Source organism: Methylococcus sp. S1M (assembly GCF_051295855.1).
GTDB lineage: Bacteria > Pseudomonadota > Gammaproteobacteria > Methylococcales > Methylococcaceae > Methylococcus > Methylococcus capsulatus.
Genome location: NZ_JBPDXO010000003.1, coordinates 182,463 through 197,979, shown reverse-complemented (window position 1 = coordinate 197,979; position 15,517 = coordinate 182,463). Strand labels below are relative to the sequence as shown.

Sequence of the window (15,517 nt, the reverse complement as noted above, 5' to 3'; positions counted from 1 at the left end):
TTCGGTCTCACGGGCGACATTCTACCGGTTTTCGAAAGAGCCTCCCCAGCGCAGCAGCATTGCCGGCAGCAACGCGAGATTGAGGCAGGTGGAAGACAGCAGGCCGCCGATGATGATGGCAGCCATCGGTCCCATGATTTCCAGTCCCGGGTCGTCGCTGCCGCTGGCGATGGGCAGCATCGCCAGCGCGGTCACCAGCGCCGTCATCAGAATCGAAGGCAGGCGTTCCTGGGCACCCCGCACGGCGGTGTCGAGATTCCATGTCTGCCTTTCCCTCTCGACCAGATGACGGTAATGCGAAAGCAGCATGATGGTGTTGCGGACGGTGATGCCGAACAGAGTCACGAAACCTACCAGCGCGCCCACCGAAAGGCTGGCGCCGGAAATCCCTGCTGCCAGCACCCCGCCAGCCAGTGAGAACGGCAGGTTGGCCAGGACGATGGCGGTATGGCGTAAACGGCCTATGGCGAGATAGGTGAGCACCAGCACGCCGCCGCCAGCCAGGCAGGCGCGGGCGATCAGTTCGCGCCGGGCGACGCCCTGTTCCATCGCGGCGCCGGTTATTTCCGCATAGACGCCGGTCGAACGTCCCAGCACCGCATCCAACCGGGCCCGCAATTCCTCCACGAACGAGGCCAGGTCGCGCCCCTCGACGCCGGCGGTCACGGTCTGGATGCGGCGGCCGCCGCCGTGCAGGATGTTGTAGCGATCCCCGGTTTCGGAGATTTCGGCCACCTCGCCGAGGGATACGAGCGTACCGTCCTGGCTTTTGAGCGGCAGTTCGCGCAGGCTGTCGAGCGACTGCCGCAAATCCGGCCGGAGGATGACGGACGTTTCGACGATACGCTGGCCGAGGGGGAAGTGGCCGACGGTCCGGCCGGCGAAAGCGGTGTCGACGGCATCCATGACGTCTCCCGGACGTAGTCCCCACACCTGGAGCTGATCGGGCCGCAGCCGGATTTCCGCCAGCGGCGAGCCGGGCGGCGACCGCAGCTGCACGTCCGTGGCTCCAGCCATCCTGCCGATTTCGTCGGCGAGCTCGCGCGCCTTCCGGTCCAGCAGATCCAGGTCTTCACCGTACAGATTGACTGCGACCGGCGAGGTGTAGCCCGAAATCGTTTCGTTGACCCGTTCGGTGAGGAAGGTGTTCACCTCGGCCCGTATTCCGGGGAAGCCCGCCAGTAGTCCGCGCAGCCGCTCCAGCACCTTCTGTTGTCCGCTGCCGGACATCGGTTGGAGGCGCACCTCGTATTCGCTGTAATGGCTGCCGTAGGTATCGGCGCCGCGCTCGGCCCGTCCCGCCCATTGCGAGACGGATTCCACCCCGGGGATCCGCAGGATCTCGCGGACGACCAGTCCGCCAAGGCGCAGTGATTCCTGCAGCGAGGTGCCGGGCAGGCTCGTGGTGTGCACGATGTAGTGCCCCTCGCGCAGGTGCGGCAGGAAGTCCCCGCCCAGCCCAGGGGCCAACGCGGTCGCCAGGAGGCAGGCCGCGAGGCTGCCGGCCGCGAGCCGGGCCGGCTGCCTCGCGGCCCACCGCAGCCAGCGTCCATAAAGCGGTTGCAGCCAGCGGATCAGCGGCGGCGTTTCCGCCGCCTCTTTCGAACCTGTCAGCAGGGCGACGCAAAGCGCAGGCGTGACCGTCAGTGCGGTCGCCAGCGAGATCAGGATGGCGATGATGTAGGCGTAGCCGAGCGGCGCGAACAGACGGCCGGCGACGCCGCCCAATCCCAGCAGCGGCAGGAATACCAGGGCCACGATGAAGCTGGCGTAGACCACCGACCCGCGGACTTCCAGTGATGCCTCGTAAACGACCGTGAGCGCGGGGCGAGGGGCGGCAGTGGCGCGGTTTTCCCGCAGTCGCCGGAAGATGTTCTCGGTGTCGATGATGGCGTCGTCGACGACTTCGCCCAGGGCGATGGCCAGTCCTCCCAGCACCATGAGGTTCAGGCTGACACCGAAAGCCTGGAGCACCACGAAGGCGCCCAGCAGTGAAAGCGGGATCGCCACTGCCGAGATCAGAGCGGTGCGAAGGTCATACAGGAAGGCGTAGAGTACCGCCATCACCAGCAGCCCGCCCGCCAGCAGGTGAGCGCCGAGGTTGTCCAGCGCCCGCTCGATATAGTCGGCGGGGCGGAACAGTCTGGGATGCAGTGTCGCGCCTCGTGCGGCGAGCATCGGGGCGAGTTCCGCCAGGCCGCGTTCCACGCCGCGCGATACCTCGAGGGTGTTGGCGCCATACTGGCCGATCACCATCATGACGATCCCGGCGGCGCCATTGACCGCGGCCGCGCCGATCGGCGGCCTGGGCCCGAAACGGACCGTCCCGACGTCCCGCAGCTTGAGCACCGCGCCGGGCGAACGGTTGAGGATGACGTTGCCGAGGCTTTCCGGACCGAGCGGGAGGCCCGTGACCTGAAGGGCCAAACGCTGGTTCTCGTTCTCCACGAAGCCGGCGCCCTGGGTGCGGAACGACTGGCGCACCGCCAGGCTCACGGCGTTGAGGTCGAGACCGAAGCGCTTGAGCCGTGCGGGATCGACTTCCACCTGCAACTGCTGTACTGCGCCACCGAAGACATTGACGTCGGCGACTCCCGGCACGGCGAGGAGGCGCGGCGTCATCACCCAGTCCGCCAGCGTCCGCAGTTCCATGGGGCCGAGGGTCTCCGAAGTCAAGCCGAACGTCTGCACCGTCGCCGAGGAGGAGGACAACGGCACCAGGACCGGCGTCCCCGCGCCTTCCGGAAGCTGACCGGCCAGCAGCGCCAAGCGTTCACTCACCAGTTGCCGGTCGCGGTAGATGTCGGTCTCCTCGGCGAATACCGCCGTTACCACCGACAGACCCTGGATCGACTCCGAGCGCAGGGTTTCCAGTCCGACGATGCCGGCCAGCTTTCGCTCGATGGGTAGGGTCAGGAGGATCTCGACCTGCCGGGTGGTGAGGCCCGGGGCTTCGGTCTGCACCACCACCCGCTTGGCGGAAAATTCGGGAAAGATGTCCAGTTTCGCCGTCGCCGCACGGTACAGGCCGTAGGCCGCCAGCAGCACCGCGAGCGCGATCACGACACCGCTGCGGCACACCGCGAAGCGGACCAAGGCGCCCAGCATCAGTCGTCCTCTTCGGGGATCGCGTGGCGCTGTTCCTCCGACAACAGCAGCTGCGCCCCCCGCGTCACCAGCGAAGCGCCCGGCTCGATCCCTTCGTCGACGAACCAGGCGTCGCCGTAGTCGCGATGAGCATCGATCGGCCTTCGCACGAAACGGTCTGCGCCGATCTGCAGGTAGACCCAGGGCCGGCCCTCGTGCCAGATCTGCGCCGAGCGGGGAATGACGACGCCGCTCAGCTTTTCGGCGGAAGCCGGAATCCATGCCTCGATACGCATGCCGGTACGCAACTTGCGGGCATCGGTGTGAAAGAACCAGGTTTCCCCTTGCACGATGTCGTCGGTCTTCGGCGCCGCCGAGACCAGTTCGGCGGGCTGTGCCGCCTGCCGGTCACCTTCCCGCGCCACCATGATACGGGCGGCGTCCGCAGGCAGCGCCTGGCCGTGGTGCAGGGTGACCAGGAGCAGCACCCGGCGCCGTTGCAGCAGATCGTCGAACAAGCGGGAGTCCCCGGCCACGGCGGCCTGGAACAGCTCCGTGCCCCACGCCTGCAGACCTTCCTCCTGCAACTCCCGGACATGCTGGCGCGCCGTCACGGCCCGTGCCTCGTCGGCGGCGAGTTGGGATTCGGCGTGGATCAGTTCGCGGGTGGCGACGATGGCTTCGCTGTGCAGGCTGGCGAGCCGGTCACGGTTCTTGCGGGCGAGCCGCAGCGCGGCATCGGTGATCTTGGCCTCGGCCTGGGCGGCGCGGTAGCGCGAGCGCAGTTCGAGCAATGGCTGGAGATCCACGATGCGGCCCAGTGATCTCGTTTCGGGCCGGTACTCGACGGCATCCAGGATGCGCGTTTCGATGCCAGCGAGTCGCTGCCGTGCGGGTTCGAGCACGACCCCGGTTTGCTGCACCGGTATTTCGAAAGCCGTCCCGGCCTCGTCGCCTGCGGCGCCGGAAAGGACACAACAACAAAGCAGGACGGCCGCGCGCGTGGGGCGGGGCGTCCGGTGGATATACGGCATCGGCGGGGAGCGGAGGTATACTCGGAAAGGCCCGGCGCCCGGTCAGACGGCGAAGGACAGAGGAAACTGGCCGTCATCAGCCGCGACAACGAAAGCCTGTCTGCATTCGAGGAAAAAGACTATGATGGCGACTCCAATCTCAGCAGGTATTCCCATGCAAATCTCTCCCCACAAGGTTGTCCTCATCCACTATACCCTAACCAACGACGAGGGAGACGTTCTCGACAGCTCCAGCGCGGACGAGCCGCTGGCTTACATCCACGGGATGGGCAACATCATCGCCGGCCTCGAGGATGCGCTGACCGGCCGGGTGGTCGGCGACAGCTTCAACGTTACCATCCCCCCGGAGGAGGCCTACGGTCTGCACGACGAGAACCTGGTCCAGGCGGTACCGCGGCACGCCTTCGAGGGCGTCGACGAAATCCTGCCGGGCATGCAGTTCCATGCCGAGTCCAACGAAGGCATGCAGATCGTGACGGTGCTGGAAGTGCTGGAAGACGAGGTGGTGCTGGACGGCAACCATCCCATGGCCGGCATGACCCTGCATTTCAACGTCGAAGTCGCCGGCATCCGCGATGCCACGCCCGAAGAGCTCGAACACGGCCACGTCCATGGTCCCGGCGGTCATCACCACTGATTCGGCAAGGCTGGCGGCTGCCCGGGGAGTCGTCTCGAAGCGCTAGTCGGCCAGGCGGGCCCAAAGATCGTGCGCGTCCGCGTCCTCGAAGGTGGCTTCCACGAATTCGCCGACCTCGAGGTGGGTGGCGCCATCGATGAAGACCTGACCGTCGATCTCCGGGGCATCGGCCCGGCGGCGGGCGACCGCGCCCTCTTCCACCACTTCGTCCACCAGCACCGTCTCGGTCCGGCCGATTCTCGTCCGCAGCCGCGCCGCGCTGATGCGCTCCTGCACCTCCATGAGACGGGCATGGCGCTCGGCTTTCACCTCGGCCGGCACTGGATCGGGCAGGGCGTTGGCCGCCGCGCCTTTCACCGGCGAGTATTCGAAGCAGCCGACCCGGTCGAGCCGGGCTTCCTCCAGGAAGTCGAGCAGTTCGCGGAACTCGTCTTCGGTCTCGCCGGGGAAGCCGACGATGAAGGTGCTGCGCAAGGTGAGTTCCGGGCAGACCTCACGCCAGCGGCGGATGGCGGCGAGGATGTTTTCCGTCGCTGCGGGCCGTTTCATCGCTTTCAGGACCCGCGCACTGGCGTGCTGAAACGGGATGTCCAGATAGGGCAGGAGTCGTCCTTCCGCCATCAGCGGGATCACTTCGTCCACATGGGGATACGGATAAACGTAGTGCAGCCGGATCCAGACGCCCAGATCGCCCAGCGCCCGCGCCAGTTCCTGGAAGCGCGTGCGCAGCGGCCGTCCGCCCCAGAAACCGGTGCGGTAGCCTAGATCCGCCCCATAGGCGCTGGTGTCCTGTGATACCACCAGGATTTCCTTCACGCCAGCGGCGACCAGCCGTTCGGCTTCGGTCATGACCTCGCCGATCGGCCGGCTCACCAGATCCCCGCGCAGCGCGGGGATGATGCAGAAGCTGCAGCGGTGATTGCAGCCTTCCGAGATCTTGAGGTAAGCGTAATGGCGCGGGGTCAGCCGGACGCCCTGTGGCGGCACCAGGTCCATGAAGGGATCGTGCAGCGGCGGAAGGTGTTCGTGCACTGCGTTCATGACTTCTTCATAGGCATGGGCGCCGGTCACTTTCAAGACCGCAGGATGGCGCGCCTGGATTTCCTCCGGCCGTTCGCCGAGACAGCCGGTGACGATCACCTTGCCGTTTTCCGCCACGGCTTCGCCGATGGCTTCGAGCGACTCCTCCACCGCCGCGTCGATGAAGCCGCAGGTATTCACGACCACCAGATCGGCGTCCTGATAGGTCGGCACGATGGCGTAGCCCTCGGCACGCAACTGGGTGATGATGCGCTCGCTGTCCACGAGCGCCTTGGGACAGCCAAGGCTGATGAAGCCGATTCGGGGGAGTTTCATGTCGGGATGGATTCGGCCGCTCGATGCGGGGGGAGTTCGAAGTATGGGAGAACGACCGGTCATTTTAACGGTTGCTGAGCCCGGAACTCCATCGAGACATGCCTTGGTCGAGAATTCCGGGGTACACTTTGCGTTTTTGCTGCATCGGGCACGAGGCGAGCAGCTCTGGAATGACCCATGTATTATCTCGAACCCAACAAAGATTACCGCAACGACTCCCTGCGCAAGGGCGCCGAGTTTTCCGAAGCCGAAATCCGTATCGACACGGCCAGGCATTACGACGACTGTTACTGGGACTACCGCACCGCCTGGTTCGACAACGAGAACCTGGCGCTGCACTACGGCTACTGGGAAGAAGGGATCAAGACCCACAGCCAGGCCCTCATCAACAAGAACCGCATCATGGCCGCGATCGCGGGGATCGAGGCTGGCGACCACGTGCTGGATGCCGGCTGCGGCATCGGCGGCAGTTCCATCTGGCTAGCCAAGCACGTCGGGGCCCGGGCCACCGGCATCACCGTCAGTGAGCAACAGGTCGAGCACGCCCGGCGTAACGCCCGGCGGCATGGCGTCGCAGACAAGACCGAATTCCAGGTGGCGGACTTCTGCCAGACGCCGTTTCCGGACGCCGTCTTCGACGTGGTCTGGGCCGTCGAGAGCAGTTGCTACGCCACGGACAAGCGCGATTTCCTCCGCGAAGCTTACCGGGTGCTCAAGCCGGGCGGCACCCTCATCGCCTGTGATGGCTATGCCGCCCGGCGCGAGTTCGACGAAGCCGAATGGCGGGCGGTGATGGACTGTCTGAACGGCTGGGCGGTGCCCAACCTGTCCACCGTGGAGGAGTTCCATGCCGGCATGGAGGAATGCGGTTTCCGTGAGATCCACGTCACCGAAGCGACCCGGGAAACCCTGCCTTCGTCCCGCCGCATGTATCTCACCGCGCGCTGGACCGCCCCGATGCAATGGATCATGCATTGGCTGGGGCTGCGCAAGAAGGCCCAGACCGCCAACTACAAGGTGGCACTGGCGCAGTGGAAGGTATTCAGCGAGGGCATGGTGCGTTACTGCATTTTCCGCGCGGAAAAACCCGTGTAAGCTGAAGCCGTCGTGGGCCCGGGGTGTCGGTTTCGGGCTGCCGCAACCGTTGTCCCCGGAGTCGAGAACGATGAACCGTCCCTTCCCACCCTCGATCGCTTTTCGGAAAGCATGGCTGGCGGGCTTTCTGCTTCTGGCCGCATCCCCCGTCCGAGCCGGGCTGACAGCGGGGCAACTCATCGACCAGGTGGGGATCTCCCAGGCCGACGTCGCACGCTTGCAGAAAGGAGAGATCGTTTCCTATTCGGTGGTCGAGACCGGTAGCAAATCGCTGGCGACCGGGATCGCCATGTACCTCAAAACGGCGCCGGCCCGGATCGTCGAGGTCGTCAGGCGCGGCGAACTCGCTGCCCGCGATCCGGACGTCACGGCTCGCGGTGTCGTGCCCAGCGGTGCCGGGGTCGAAGCCTTCGCGAAGTTCGCCTACGGCCGGGCGCAGGTGGACGAGGCTCGCGACCTGCTGAACGTCCGGCCGGGTTCCGGTTTCAATCTGTCGGCCGAGGAAATCGCCGGCTTCGCCGCGCTGAAGGCGAGCCTCGCCAGCGACGACGACGAAACGGTGGTGGAAGCCGTGTCCAGGCAGTACCGCTCGGTGCTTGCCGCCCGCCTGAGGGCCTACCGGAGCAAGGGGCTGGCCGGCATGGCCGCATACGAACGCGGCGACGGTGACAAGGCCGATCCGGCCGCCGAGCTGACCGATGCCATCCGGGCCAGCAAGTTGCTCGGCGATCGGTTCCCTGGGTTGCAGAAGGCTCTGCTCGGCTATCCGGCGGAGATGCCGGCCGGTGCGGAGGATTCGTTCATCTGGCTCAATCGCATGGTGCAGGGACGGCCCACCCCGATCCTGGTCCACCGCATCATTCATGCCGGGAACGACGGGGTCCTCCTGCTACAGAGCGCCTTCTACGTCGGCCATTCCTACGATGTCAGCCAGACTCTCGCCGGCACCGTGCCTTACCTCGATGGCGCCCTGGTCTTCTACTCGGTGCGTTCTTCGACCGACCAAGTCACCGGCCTCGGCGAGGCACTGAAGCATTCCATCGGCCGCGGTCAGATGGAGAAGGAAATGATCGAGAAGTTCCGAGCGCTCAAGGCCAGCGTGAAAGGCTGAAGTCCTCGAGTCCTTTCAACCCCCACCAGCGACACGCCCATGAACGAAGCCGCCGCGAACCTGTCCGGATTCCCCAAGGAATATGCCTTCCTGCTGCTGGGGACAGGCCTCGGCTTCTTTCTCGGCTGGCTGGTGTCCCGGATCGGCGGACCGGCACGGACCGCTCCTGGACGAACCGCAGGTGGGGCCGGCATTCCCTCCGATGCGCAGCCCGTCGACGTGGTCGTGAACGGCAAAATGGTCAGGCTGCCCTCCGATACCGCGGTGGAGATCCGCAGGCTGATCCGGGACGGCAATCCGGGTGGAGCGGTCAATCGGCTGAGGGAGGCGACCGGGCTGCGACCGGCGGAGGCCAAAGCCGTGATCGATTCGCTGGCGCGGATCGGGGATTGAGGCTCACCGTCTCCACTGCGGCGGGTTGACCGCCCATCCCGCTTTTACCAGTTCCAGCAATCGGCGACGGAGCCGGAGCCGGATTTTCCTTTCACGCCCTGGGAGTTCAGGGTGAGATTGCCGCAGAGTGCGTCGGTGTGCGGACTCTGCGGCGTCGCTTGCAGCGTGAAGCCATTGGCGTCGGCGGCGGTCACGGAAATGACGTAATGGCCTTCGTCGGATTTCCCGTTGGAGGCGAAACCGAGTCTGGTGACGTCGCTCGTATAGGTCTTGTTGTCCATGAAGTACTGCTCCTCGCGTGCGGCGGCCCGCAGGAGCGCGGCTTTGCCGTCGGCGCGGCGGGTCCGGACGATGTGTTCTTTGTAGGACGGGTAGGCGACGGTGGCGAGGATGCCGATGATGGCCACGGTGATCATCAGTTCGAGCAGGGAGAATCCCCGTCCCTCCGCCGCCCGGCGGGCGGGAGTAATGCTTACCTTTCCGTTCGGTTCGGCCACGTCCGTTCACTCCTTTTCGTACCAGTAGAGCCGGTTGATGCCGGAATTGCCGACCGGATTGGACAGGTCGGGATTCGCCGGCAGGTTGCCGGCCGTGACGTAGAGTTTACCGTTGACGGCGACGGTGACGGGATCGCTGGGCAGTCCCCGGCCGGTGACGGTGAAGCGCTCGTTGGCCGTGGTCGCCGCGTTGAAGTTGAAGACGCCGGCCGCGTCGGCGAGACGGATGACATAGGTCAGCGACTCGCCTTCGTTGGGTCCGCACTGTCCGGAAACGCTCCCGCCCTGAGGCGCATAGGTGCTGAAATAGACCGAGCCGTTGTAGGTGAGCGGGCTGGAGAGCACTTTTTCGCCGCTGGCCGAACTGCCGATGTCGATGTACCAGCCGGATTTGTCGGGATGGACAGTGGTCGAGCTCGTCAGGTTGTCGAGATCCGCCAGGGTCTTGACCGGTCCCGTCGGCGGCGAGCCGCTGGCGACGTAGGTGTCCTTGAACATATAAAACTGGTTCTGGACGTTGGTATCGAGTGGGTGCTCGCGGTCGCCGGAGCCGATCAGCACGGCATCGAAGCGGCTTGAGCCTGCGGGGGACGGCACGAAGTCCGGACGGTGGAAGAAGCGCCGGTCCGGTTGTCCGGCATGGCGGCCAACCGAGAGCACGGGGGTGAGGGTCCAGTGGGCGGGCTCGTTGTAGGACGTGGTGCCGTCCGGTTGCACGTAGGCCAGGTCGGCGCGCCACAGCACCCCGCCGGTGTCGCCGACGTACAGGCGGTCCACCATACCGTTGTCGTCGGTATCGACCGCCGTGACCTTGGAGGGAATGCTGTCGGCCAGTCCGGCATGCTGGAACGTCGTTGCCGATGAGGCACCCGATCCTTTGACTGCTTTCCAGACCAGTGCGCCGGTTTTGGCGTTGACGATGTAGATCGCGTTGCCCTCGGTGTCGTCGGTGCCGGTCGCCGCGTTCCGGGCATTCGCGGCGCTGGCTTCGTCCTTGCGGGTGCCATAGCCGCCGCCGAAGATGAGCACGGGTTTGCGGCCTTCGCCCCAGTCGAGCTGGGCGATGGTGGGATCGGAGAAGGTGTAGCCGAGTTCGTTGAAGTTTCCGCTGGCGTCGTTCTTCTCGATCGTCCAGAGCATCCTCGGGGTGTCGGGATCGGTGATGTCGAGCGCGTAATAGCCCTTGCCGCCGCGGCGCATGCCGATGAAGGCGATGACCTGGTCGGCGCCGTTCACGGTGCCGTCGCGGTTCATGTCGTTGACATAGACCGCTGCGGTGCCGTCGAGTCCGTAGACATGGGGTGTCGCCGCGCCGTTGTCCGAGAGCGGCTTTAGATTGCCGAGCAGCCGGCGGGGAATGAAGGCCCAGTCCTCGACGCCGCTGGGCGTTTCAGTGGTGGTGCCTCCCGAAGCCGAATTGCGGAACATGTGCAGGAAGCCGTCGTTGCCGGAGACCAGGATGCGGACGTCCTGAACGTCCCGCGAATAGCCGCTGCGTGCGCCGTAGTTGAGCGGCACGGCGGCCGAATGCAGCGGATCGGCCATCAGCCACTTGCGCTTGGCCTGGTTGGCCGGCGACGCCCAGGGGTGGGCCTCGGTGTAGTTGCCGTCGCCGTCCTCGTCGTTGGCGTCCTGTCCGCGGGCGAACTTGAGCAGTTTCACGGCCGTGGCCTGATCGTCGCTGCTGGCGGTGCCATAGCTCGCGGCATCGCTCCAGACCTCGCCGCTCTTCGCCCCGTTCAGACGGAGCGTGTTCCAGAGCGCAGCCGCGGTGGTCGAATCGGCGTTCAGTGCGCGCAGGGCCGTCGCCGTGCCGTTGCTCAGACTGTCGGGTTCGGTATAGAGCTTCCGGGCGCCGCTGGTGGAGTTGCTGTCGCCGGGCGAGTTCGTCAGGAATCCGGGGATTCTTTGGCCGCCGCCGCCGCGGCCCACGCTGCGGCCGTCTTTTCCAACCACTTCGCCCTTGCCGGTATCGGCGTAGGTCTGTACATCGAAGCCGGAAGCGCTGGTCCAGTAGGTGAACGCTTCATGCTTGATCCTGCCGTCGATGGGAGAGATCGCTTCGATCGGCGGACTGGAGGCGTCCAGGACCTGGAGTCGGTGCGTGGTGGGATCGGATGCCAGCTTGAGCCGTTTCAGATTGCCGTTCCAGCGGGGCGCCTGTTCCGGCTGGAAGATGGAGAAAAACGCGTGATTCAGCGACTCCGTGCGGTTGAAGACGTTAACCGGTGAGGCGGCCGAGACGAAGGTGGTGCTCACGCTCAGCACTTCCTTGAAGACCTCTTTGAGGGAGGCGATCAGCACAGTGGGATCGGTGCTCAGCGGCAGCGCATTGTTGGTTCCGCCGGCGACCGCGTAACCGTTGGTCGTGGTGTTGATGTTCGTGGGAGCGACGAAGAAATAGGACGTGACGTTCTGTACGTCTTCCAGGTTGCCGGCGCTGCCGTAGGTGCCGTCCGCCAGATCGGCGTCGCGCATCCAGCGGATCACGTTGGCGAATGCGCTGTTGCTGGTGCCCGGATTGAGGCCGTTCATACCGCCCGAGTCCTTGCTCTGCCTGATTGCGGCGTCGGAGTCGTTGTCCTTGTTGGAGACCTGGAACATGAAGTTGATCATGAACACCTTGGAGCAGTTGTCCACCAGTGGGCTCACGTAATTGGTGCCGTTTTCGATGCCGCTGTCCCACTTGAGCAGCCGGTCGTCGAAACTCGTTCCGGGGTTGTCGACGTCGAGGTTGTCGTTCCGGTTGCTGTCGCCGTAGTCCTGCCAGCCCTTGTGGCCGTTGAAGATGGCCTGGCCGGTCAGGTAGCGGAACAGCTCGAAATAGAGCTCCTTGCCCTGGAAGTCGTGGGCCAGGTTGCCTTGCGGCACGGGAATCCGGGCCAGGGCGTCATGGAAGCGCGCCTTGTCGGTGCTGAAACCTCTCAGCACGTAGGCGCCGTTGCTGCACTGGCCGCTGGGGCCGGCGCCGCACTGGCCGGTGGTGGAATCGGCGTGGTTGATCATGAGCCCCACCCGGACAGTGGCGAGCTCGGTGCCGAGATCGTCCATGGCCTTGCGCAAGGCGCCCCGGATCAGGTCGAAATGGGTCACGTCGCCGCTGGGGGGCAGATAGGTGGTTCCCGAACTGGGGGAGACAGTCGTCCTCAGCGAACGGCAGTCGTCGCCGTGTTCATCGTCGTCATCTTCCTGATGGTCATATCTGTGATCGTCATGCTCGTCGTCTTCACCGGTGCCTTGGCATACCAGTGCGCCCAGGTTCGAGCGGTAGTCCAGGCTGAACATCACCAGCGGTTTCCCGCCCAGCGAGCCGCCGCCAGCGAAATAGATGTCGGTGTCGTCCGCCCGGCCGGCGCAGAAGGGGGCAGCGATCGAAAGCACCATGATTGCGGGTTGGATTTTCATCGTTCTTCTCCGGATTCGACAGGTGCTAGGAGGTGGGCGCGGGTGTCGGCGTCGGGTCGGGAGTTTCGCTGTCGTAACGCACCGAGCCGCTGGAGACGAGGGTGCCGCGGACGGCGGACACCACGCCGGCGCGGCTGGCATCGGCGGACGATCCGGCCGGCGCGCCGTCGTAGTCGCTTTCGATGACGCGCTCGAAGACCTTGTTGCCCTCCTCGCGTCTGGACGAGCCGAAGGCGATGCTGCCGCGGACCCGGACGTGTACCGGCGGTGTCGTCAGCGGTGATGGCAGGGCCGGCAGCGACAGGCCGTTGCAGGTGCCGTAGGGATAGCTTGCGGTGCAACGTACATTGTTGCCCATCCGGTCCAGGTTGAGATCGATCGCTTCCGCCGCGACGTAGTCGGCAGCCGCCTGCGCCTGCTGCAGGCCGTTGATGCGGGCCTCGGCGTTGCGCGCCATGCGGACGCTGGTGCTGCTGGAATGGATCGCCGCGATGCCCAGCATCGTCAGCACGATGGTGAACAGCAGGCCTACGACCAGGGCGGCGCCGTTTTGCGTGCTTCTTTTCCGGGCCATCGCCGTCTTCCCCCTCCGACGAAATGCTCAGTGATATTGCTGGTTCCGCAACTGCACCGTGGTCGTGAACACTTTTCGGCGGAAGTGGTCACCGAACGGTCCCAGTGTCACCGAGCCGAATGTATAAGTCTTGTCATCAGTGTAGCTTGAATCGGATTCCATGCTACGCACCAACACGTGGACCCTGGCACTGATGGCGCAGTCGAGCTCGTCGGGGGTGATGGCGGCGTAATCCTCCCGGGTGGAGAGATACCGCTCGGGGATGCCATCCATGTCGCAGGACTCATCGGTCATGTTGCCGTCGCCGTCATCGATGCCGAATTCGATGTGGAAATATTCGATACCTTCGGCGATTTCTCCGCCGTCATCCGACTCGAAAATGATGGGGTTTCCGGTTTGTCGGCCCAGGGTCTTTCGTATCAGCCTGGGCGCACACCGCGGATCGGTGGGTTTGCTGGCGCATTGTCTCGCCGTGTAACCTCGGCTGATGTAATAGACATGGACGACATACCGCCAATAGGCCGCGGAGCTGGAGCTGACCGGACAGTCGGGCGGCTCCGGCGGCGTGGCGGTGGACACGGGAAGTTTTACGAGATTGCCATTGGAGCCGCTGGTTCGCAGATAGATCAGTCCCGCGAAACGGTCGTTCCTTTTGTCCTCTCCGGTCTGACAATAGACGGGCTTGCCTTCTGCGTGCCTAAGGGCGAGCAGATTGGTTCCAGGCTTGAGATAGTCGTTGGAGTTGAAGCAGGGCCAATCGGCAGGTATCGAGTCCGCCGACGGGGCCATGAGGTAGTGCGTGGCCGGAGACGAGGACGTCGTCGTGGTCGTCCAGTTGGTTCCGCAGTCATTCTGCACGCTGATGGCCGAGGCGGAAGGGCAACGGCTCAGGTCGTTGCAATCGGCGCCACCCCAGAATCCCGCCAGCGCCAGGTCGCTGGCCAGCAGGTTGAGGGTGAACCGTCCGTTTTCCTGCATCAGCGCGAATTGCTCGTTCTGGCGGTAGTTGGTCTTGTGCTGCACGAACAGACTGCCGATGGCGCCGACCACCAAAAGGCCCAGCACCATCGATATCAGCAGTTCCACCGTGGAAAACCCCATCAGGCCGCTCCGTCTCGGAATTTTCATGCTCAGATGCATCCTCCGCTGACGCCTTCGCGGCAGATATAGGTGCTGATCCGGAAGATCCGGCGGTATTCGTTGTTGGTGCCGTATTGGCCGTTGCCGCAGGTGTCAGATGCGTTTTCCGACCCTGCTTCGGGCAGGGCAGGCTCGCGGCCGCGCCAGACGATGGTGACGGTGTACTGGCCGGAGCCGCCTGCATTGCTGCTGGTCACGCACAGCGTGGGGTTGGCCAGCCCGCCAGTTTTGGAGACATTCGTTCCGGTGCCGGTCGTTTCGGCGGTGCCCAGCAGGCTGCGCTGGAAGTCGCGGCGATCGCAGACCGCCAGGTTGGCCGGCCCCGCGCAGTCGAGCGAGTCGCTGAACGTGGTGTTCGCGTTGAGGGTCCCGGTGTAGCCGGACAGGGCTTCGGTGTTCAGCCGCATCCGCTCCAGCACGTCCTGGCCGATGGCTGCGGCCAGACTGCGCTGGGCGGATTCGAACGCGGCCTTGCGGGCGGTGATCTGCAGGGCGGCCAGGCCCAGCAGCGCCACGGCAAAGATGAACACGCTGACGAGTACTTCGATCAGGGTGAAGCCGTTAGGGCGAGACCGGTTCATTGGCAGTCGCTTTCGGAAAGATTGACGCCATTGCTGCCCTTTTCCTGAATCTGGTTGCCGTCGTCGTCGCGGGTGGTCCGCAGGCGTCCCGTCATCGCCAGCACCAGACCTCGCGCCTTGGTGTAACCGCGGCTGTCGCAGAAGATGAAGGTGCCGTTGTTCACACCGCTCAGGAACCCCTTGCCGCCGTAAACCACGCGGTTGCTGCCGGTGTACTTGATGGTCATGGTCAGCGACGAAGAAACCGGGTCATGGACTCTCAATACAGTTGCACCGGCCACCACGATCCAGCCGTCCGTCCAATTCTTCGAGTCGTCGCAGGCGGTGCCGGCGGTGTTCCGCTTGCATACGGTGACCTCGGAGTTGCGCTTCACGGCCTCACTGCGGGCATAGCTCAAGTCGGCCACCAGCGAATTGATCTGGGCCGCCATGCGGTTGTCCAGGATCAGATCGCGGAAACCGGGTATGCCCACGGTGAGCAGGACGGCGGCGAGGGCGATCCCGATCATGAGTTCGATCAGGGTGAAAGCGGCGGTTCTGCGCATCGGCGACCCCAGGAGCGGCGAACGCATGAGTTTCAAGCCCCTCTCCCCTCGGGAACGTTTGA

Annotated in this window: 13 protein-coding genes; 4 read left to right on the top strand and 9 right to left on the bottom strand. The window is 64.9% G+C overall.

The features are described 5' to 3' along the window. Positions 1–21 precede the first annotated feature (21 nt). Both ACSHWJ_RS07420 and ACSHWJ_RS07415 read right to left on the bottom strand, forming a co-directional pair. Positions 22–3,108, bottom strand: coding sequence for an efflux RND transporter permease subunit (locus tag ACSHWJ_RS07420; RefSeq protein WP_432539567.1), 3,087 nt, complete (start codon positions 3,106–3,108; stop codon positions 22–24). After that, positions 3,108–3,992, bottom strand: coding sequence for a hypothetical protein (locus ACSHWJ_RS07415; RefSeq protein ID WP_249385167.1), 885 nt, complete (start codon positions 3,990–3,992; stop codon positions 3,108–3,110). The genes ACSHWJ_RS07420 and ACSHWJ_RS07415 overlap by 1 nt, the downstream gene beginning before the upstream one ends. Positions 3,993–4,275: 283 nt before the next feature. Between ACSHWJ_RS07415 and ACSHWJ_RS07410 the strand changes: the two genes are divergently transcribed. Next, on the top strand, positions 4,276–4,758 hold the full coding sequence (locus tag ACSHWJ_RS07410; RefSeq protein ID WP_010959452.1) for an FKBP-type peptidyl-prolyl cis-trans isomerase: 483 nt from the start codon (positions 4,276–4,278) through the stop codon (positions 4,756–4,758). 42 nt (positions 4,759–4,800) lie between these two features. On the opposite strand, the gene rimO is transcribed toward ACSHWJ_RS07410, so the two are convergent. Beyond that, positions 4,801–6,114, bottom strand: a complete 1,314-nt coding sequence (rimO, locus tag ACSHWJ_RS07405; RefSeq protein ID WP_010959453.1) for a 30S ribosomal protein S12 methylthiotransferase RimO — start codon at positions 6,112–6,114, stop codon at positions 4,801–4,803. A gap of 177 nt (positions 6,115–6,291) precedes the next feature. Between rimO and ACSHWJ_RS07400 the strand changes: the two genes are divergently transcribed. From ACSHWJ_RS07400 to ACSHWJ_RS07390, 3 genes are all read left to right on the top strand, one after another. Beyond that, positions 6,292–7,209 carry a methyltransferase domain-containing protein gene (locus tag ACSHWJ_RS07400; protein WP_432539566.1) on the top strand — a complete coding sequence of 306 codons (918 nt, stop codon included), beginning with the start codon at positions 6,292–6,294 and terminating at the stop codon, positions 7,207–7,209. A gap of 70 nt (positions 7,210–7,279) precedes the next feature. Further along, complete coding sequence (locus ACSHWJ_RS07395; protein ID WP_432539565.1) at positions 7,280–8,320, top strand: hypothetical protein; 1,041 nt, start codon at positions 7,280–7,282, stop codon at positions 8,318–8,320. Between the two features lie 39 nt (positions 8,321–8,359). Next, positions 8,360–8,713 carry a hypothetical protein gene (locus ACSHWJ_RS07390; protein WP_432539564.1) on the top strand — a complete coding sequence of 118 codons (354 nt, stop codon included), beginning with the start codon at positions 8,360–8,362 and terminating at the stop codon, positions 8,711–8,713. A gap of 44 nt (positions 8,714–8,757) precedes the next feature. On the opposite strand, the gene ACSHWJ_RS07385 is transcribed toward ACSHWJ_RS07390, so the two are convergent. Genes ACSHWJ_RS07385 through ACSHWJ_RS07360 form a run of 6 tightly spaced genes read right to left on the bottom strand, consistent with a single transcriptional unit; the run spans position 8,758 to position 15,482 of the window. Next, positions 8,758–9,210 carry a type IV pilin protein gene (locus ACSHWJ_RS07385; protein WP_432539563.1) on the bottom strand — a complete coding sequence of 151 codons (453 nt, stop codon included), beginning with the start codon at positions 9,208–9,210 and terminating at the stop codon, positions 8,758–8,760. A gap of 6 nt (positions 9,211–9,216) precedes the next feature. Next, on the bottom strand, positions 9,217–12,615 hold the full coding sequence (locus tag ACSHWJ_RS07380; protein ID WP_432539562.1) for a pilus assembly protein: 3,399 nt from the start codon (positions 12,613–12,615) through the stop codon (positions 9,217–9,219). A gap of 25 nt (positions 12,616–12,640) precedes the next feature. Further along, a complete protein-coding gene (locus tag ACSHWJ_RS07375; protein WP_432539561.1) occupies positions 12,641–13,189 on the bottom strand; it encodes a pilus assembly PilX family protein in 549 nt (182 codons plus the stop codon). A gap of 27 nt (positions 13,190–13,216) precedes the next feature. Beyond that, positions 13,217–14,317, bottom strand: a complete 1,101-nt coding sequence (locus ACSHWJ_RS07370; RefSeq protein ID WP_432539560.1) for a PilW family protein — start codon at positions 14,315–14,317, stop codon at positions 13,217–13,219. Positions 14,318–14,319: 2 nt separating this feature from the next. After that, the gene (gene pilV, locus ACSHWJ_RS07365) at positions 14,320–14,910 is read right to left on the bottom strand and encodes a type IV pilus modification protein PilV (protein ID WP_017365953.1); all 591 of its coding nucleotides are present in this window, start codon (positions 14,908–14,910) and stop codon (positions 14,320–14,322) included. After that, positions 14,907–15,482: a GspH/FimT family pseudopilin gene (locus ACSHWJ_RS07360; protein ID WP_432539650.1), complete on the bottom strand. Its 576-nt coding sequence runs from the start codon at positions 15,480–15,482 to the stop codon at positions 14,907–14,909. The genes pilV and ACSHWJ_RS07360 overlap by 4 nt, the downstream gene beginning before the upstream one ends. Positions 15,483–15,517 lie beyond the last annotated feature (35 nt).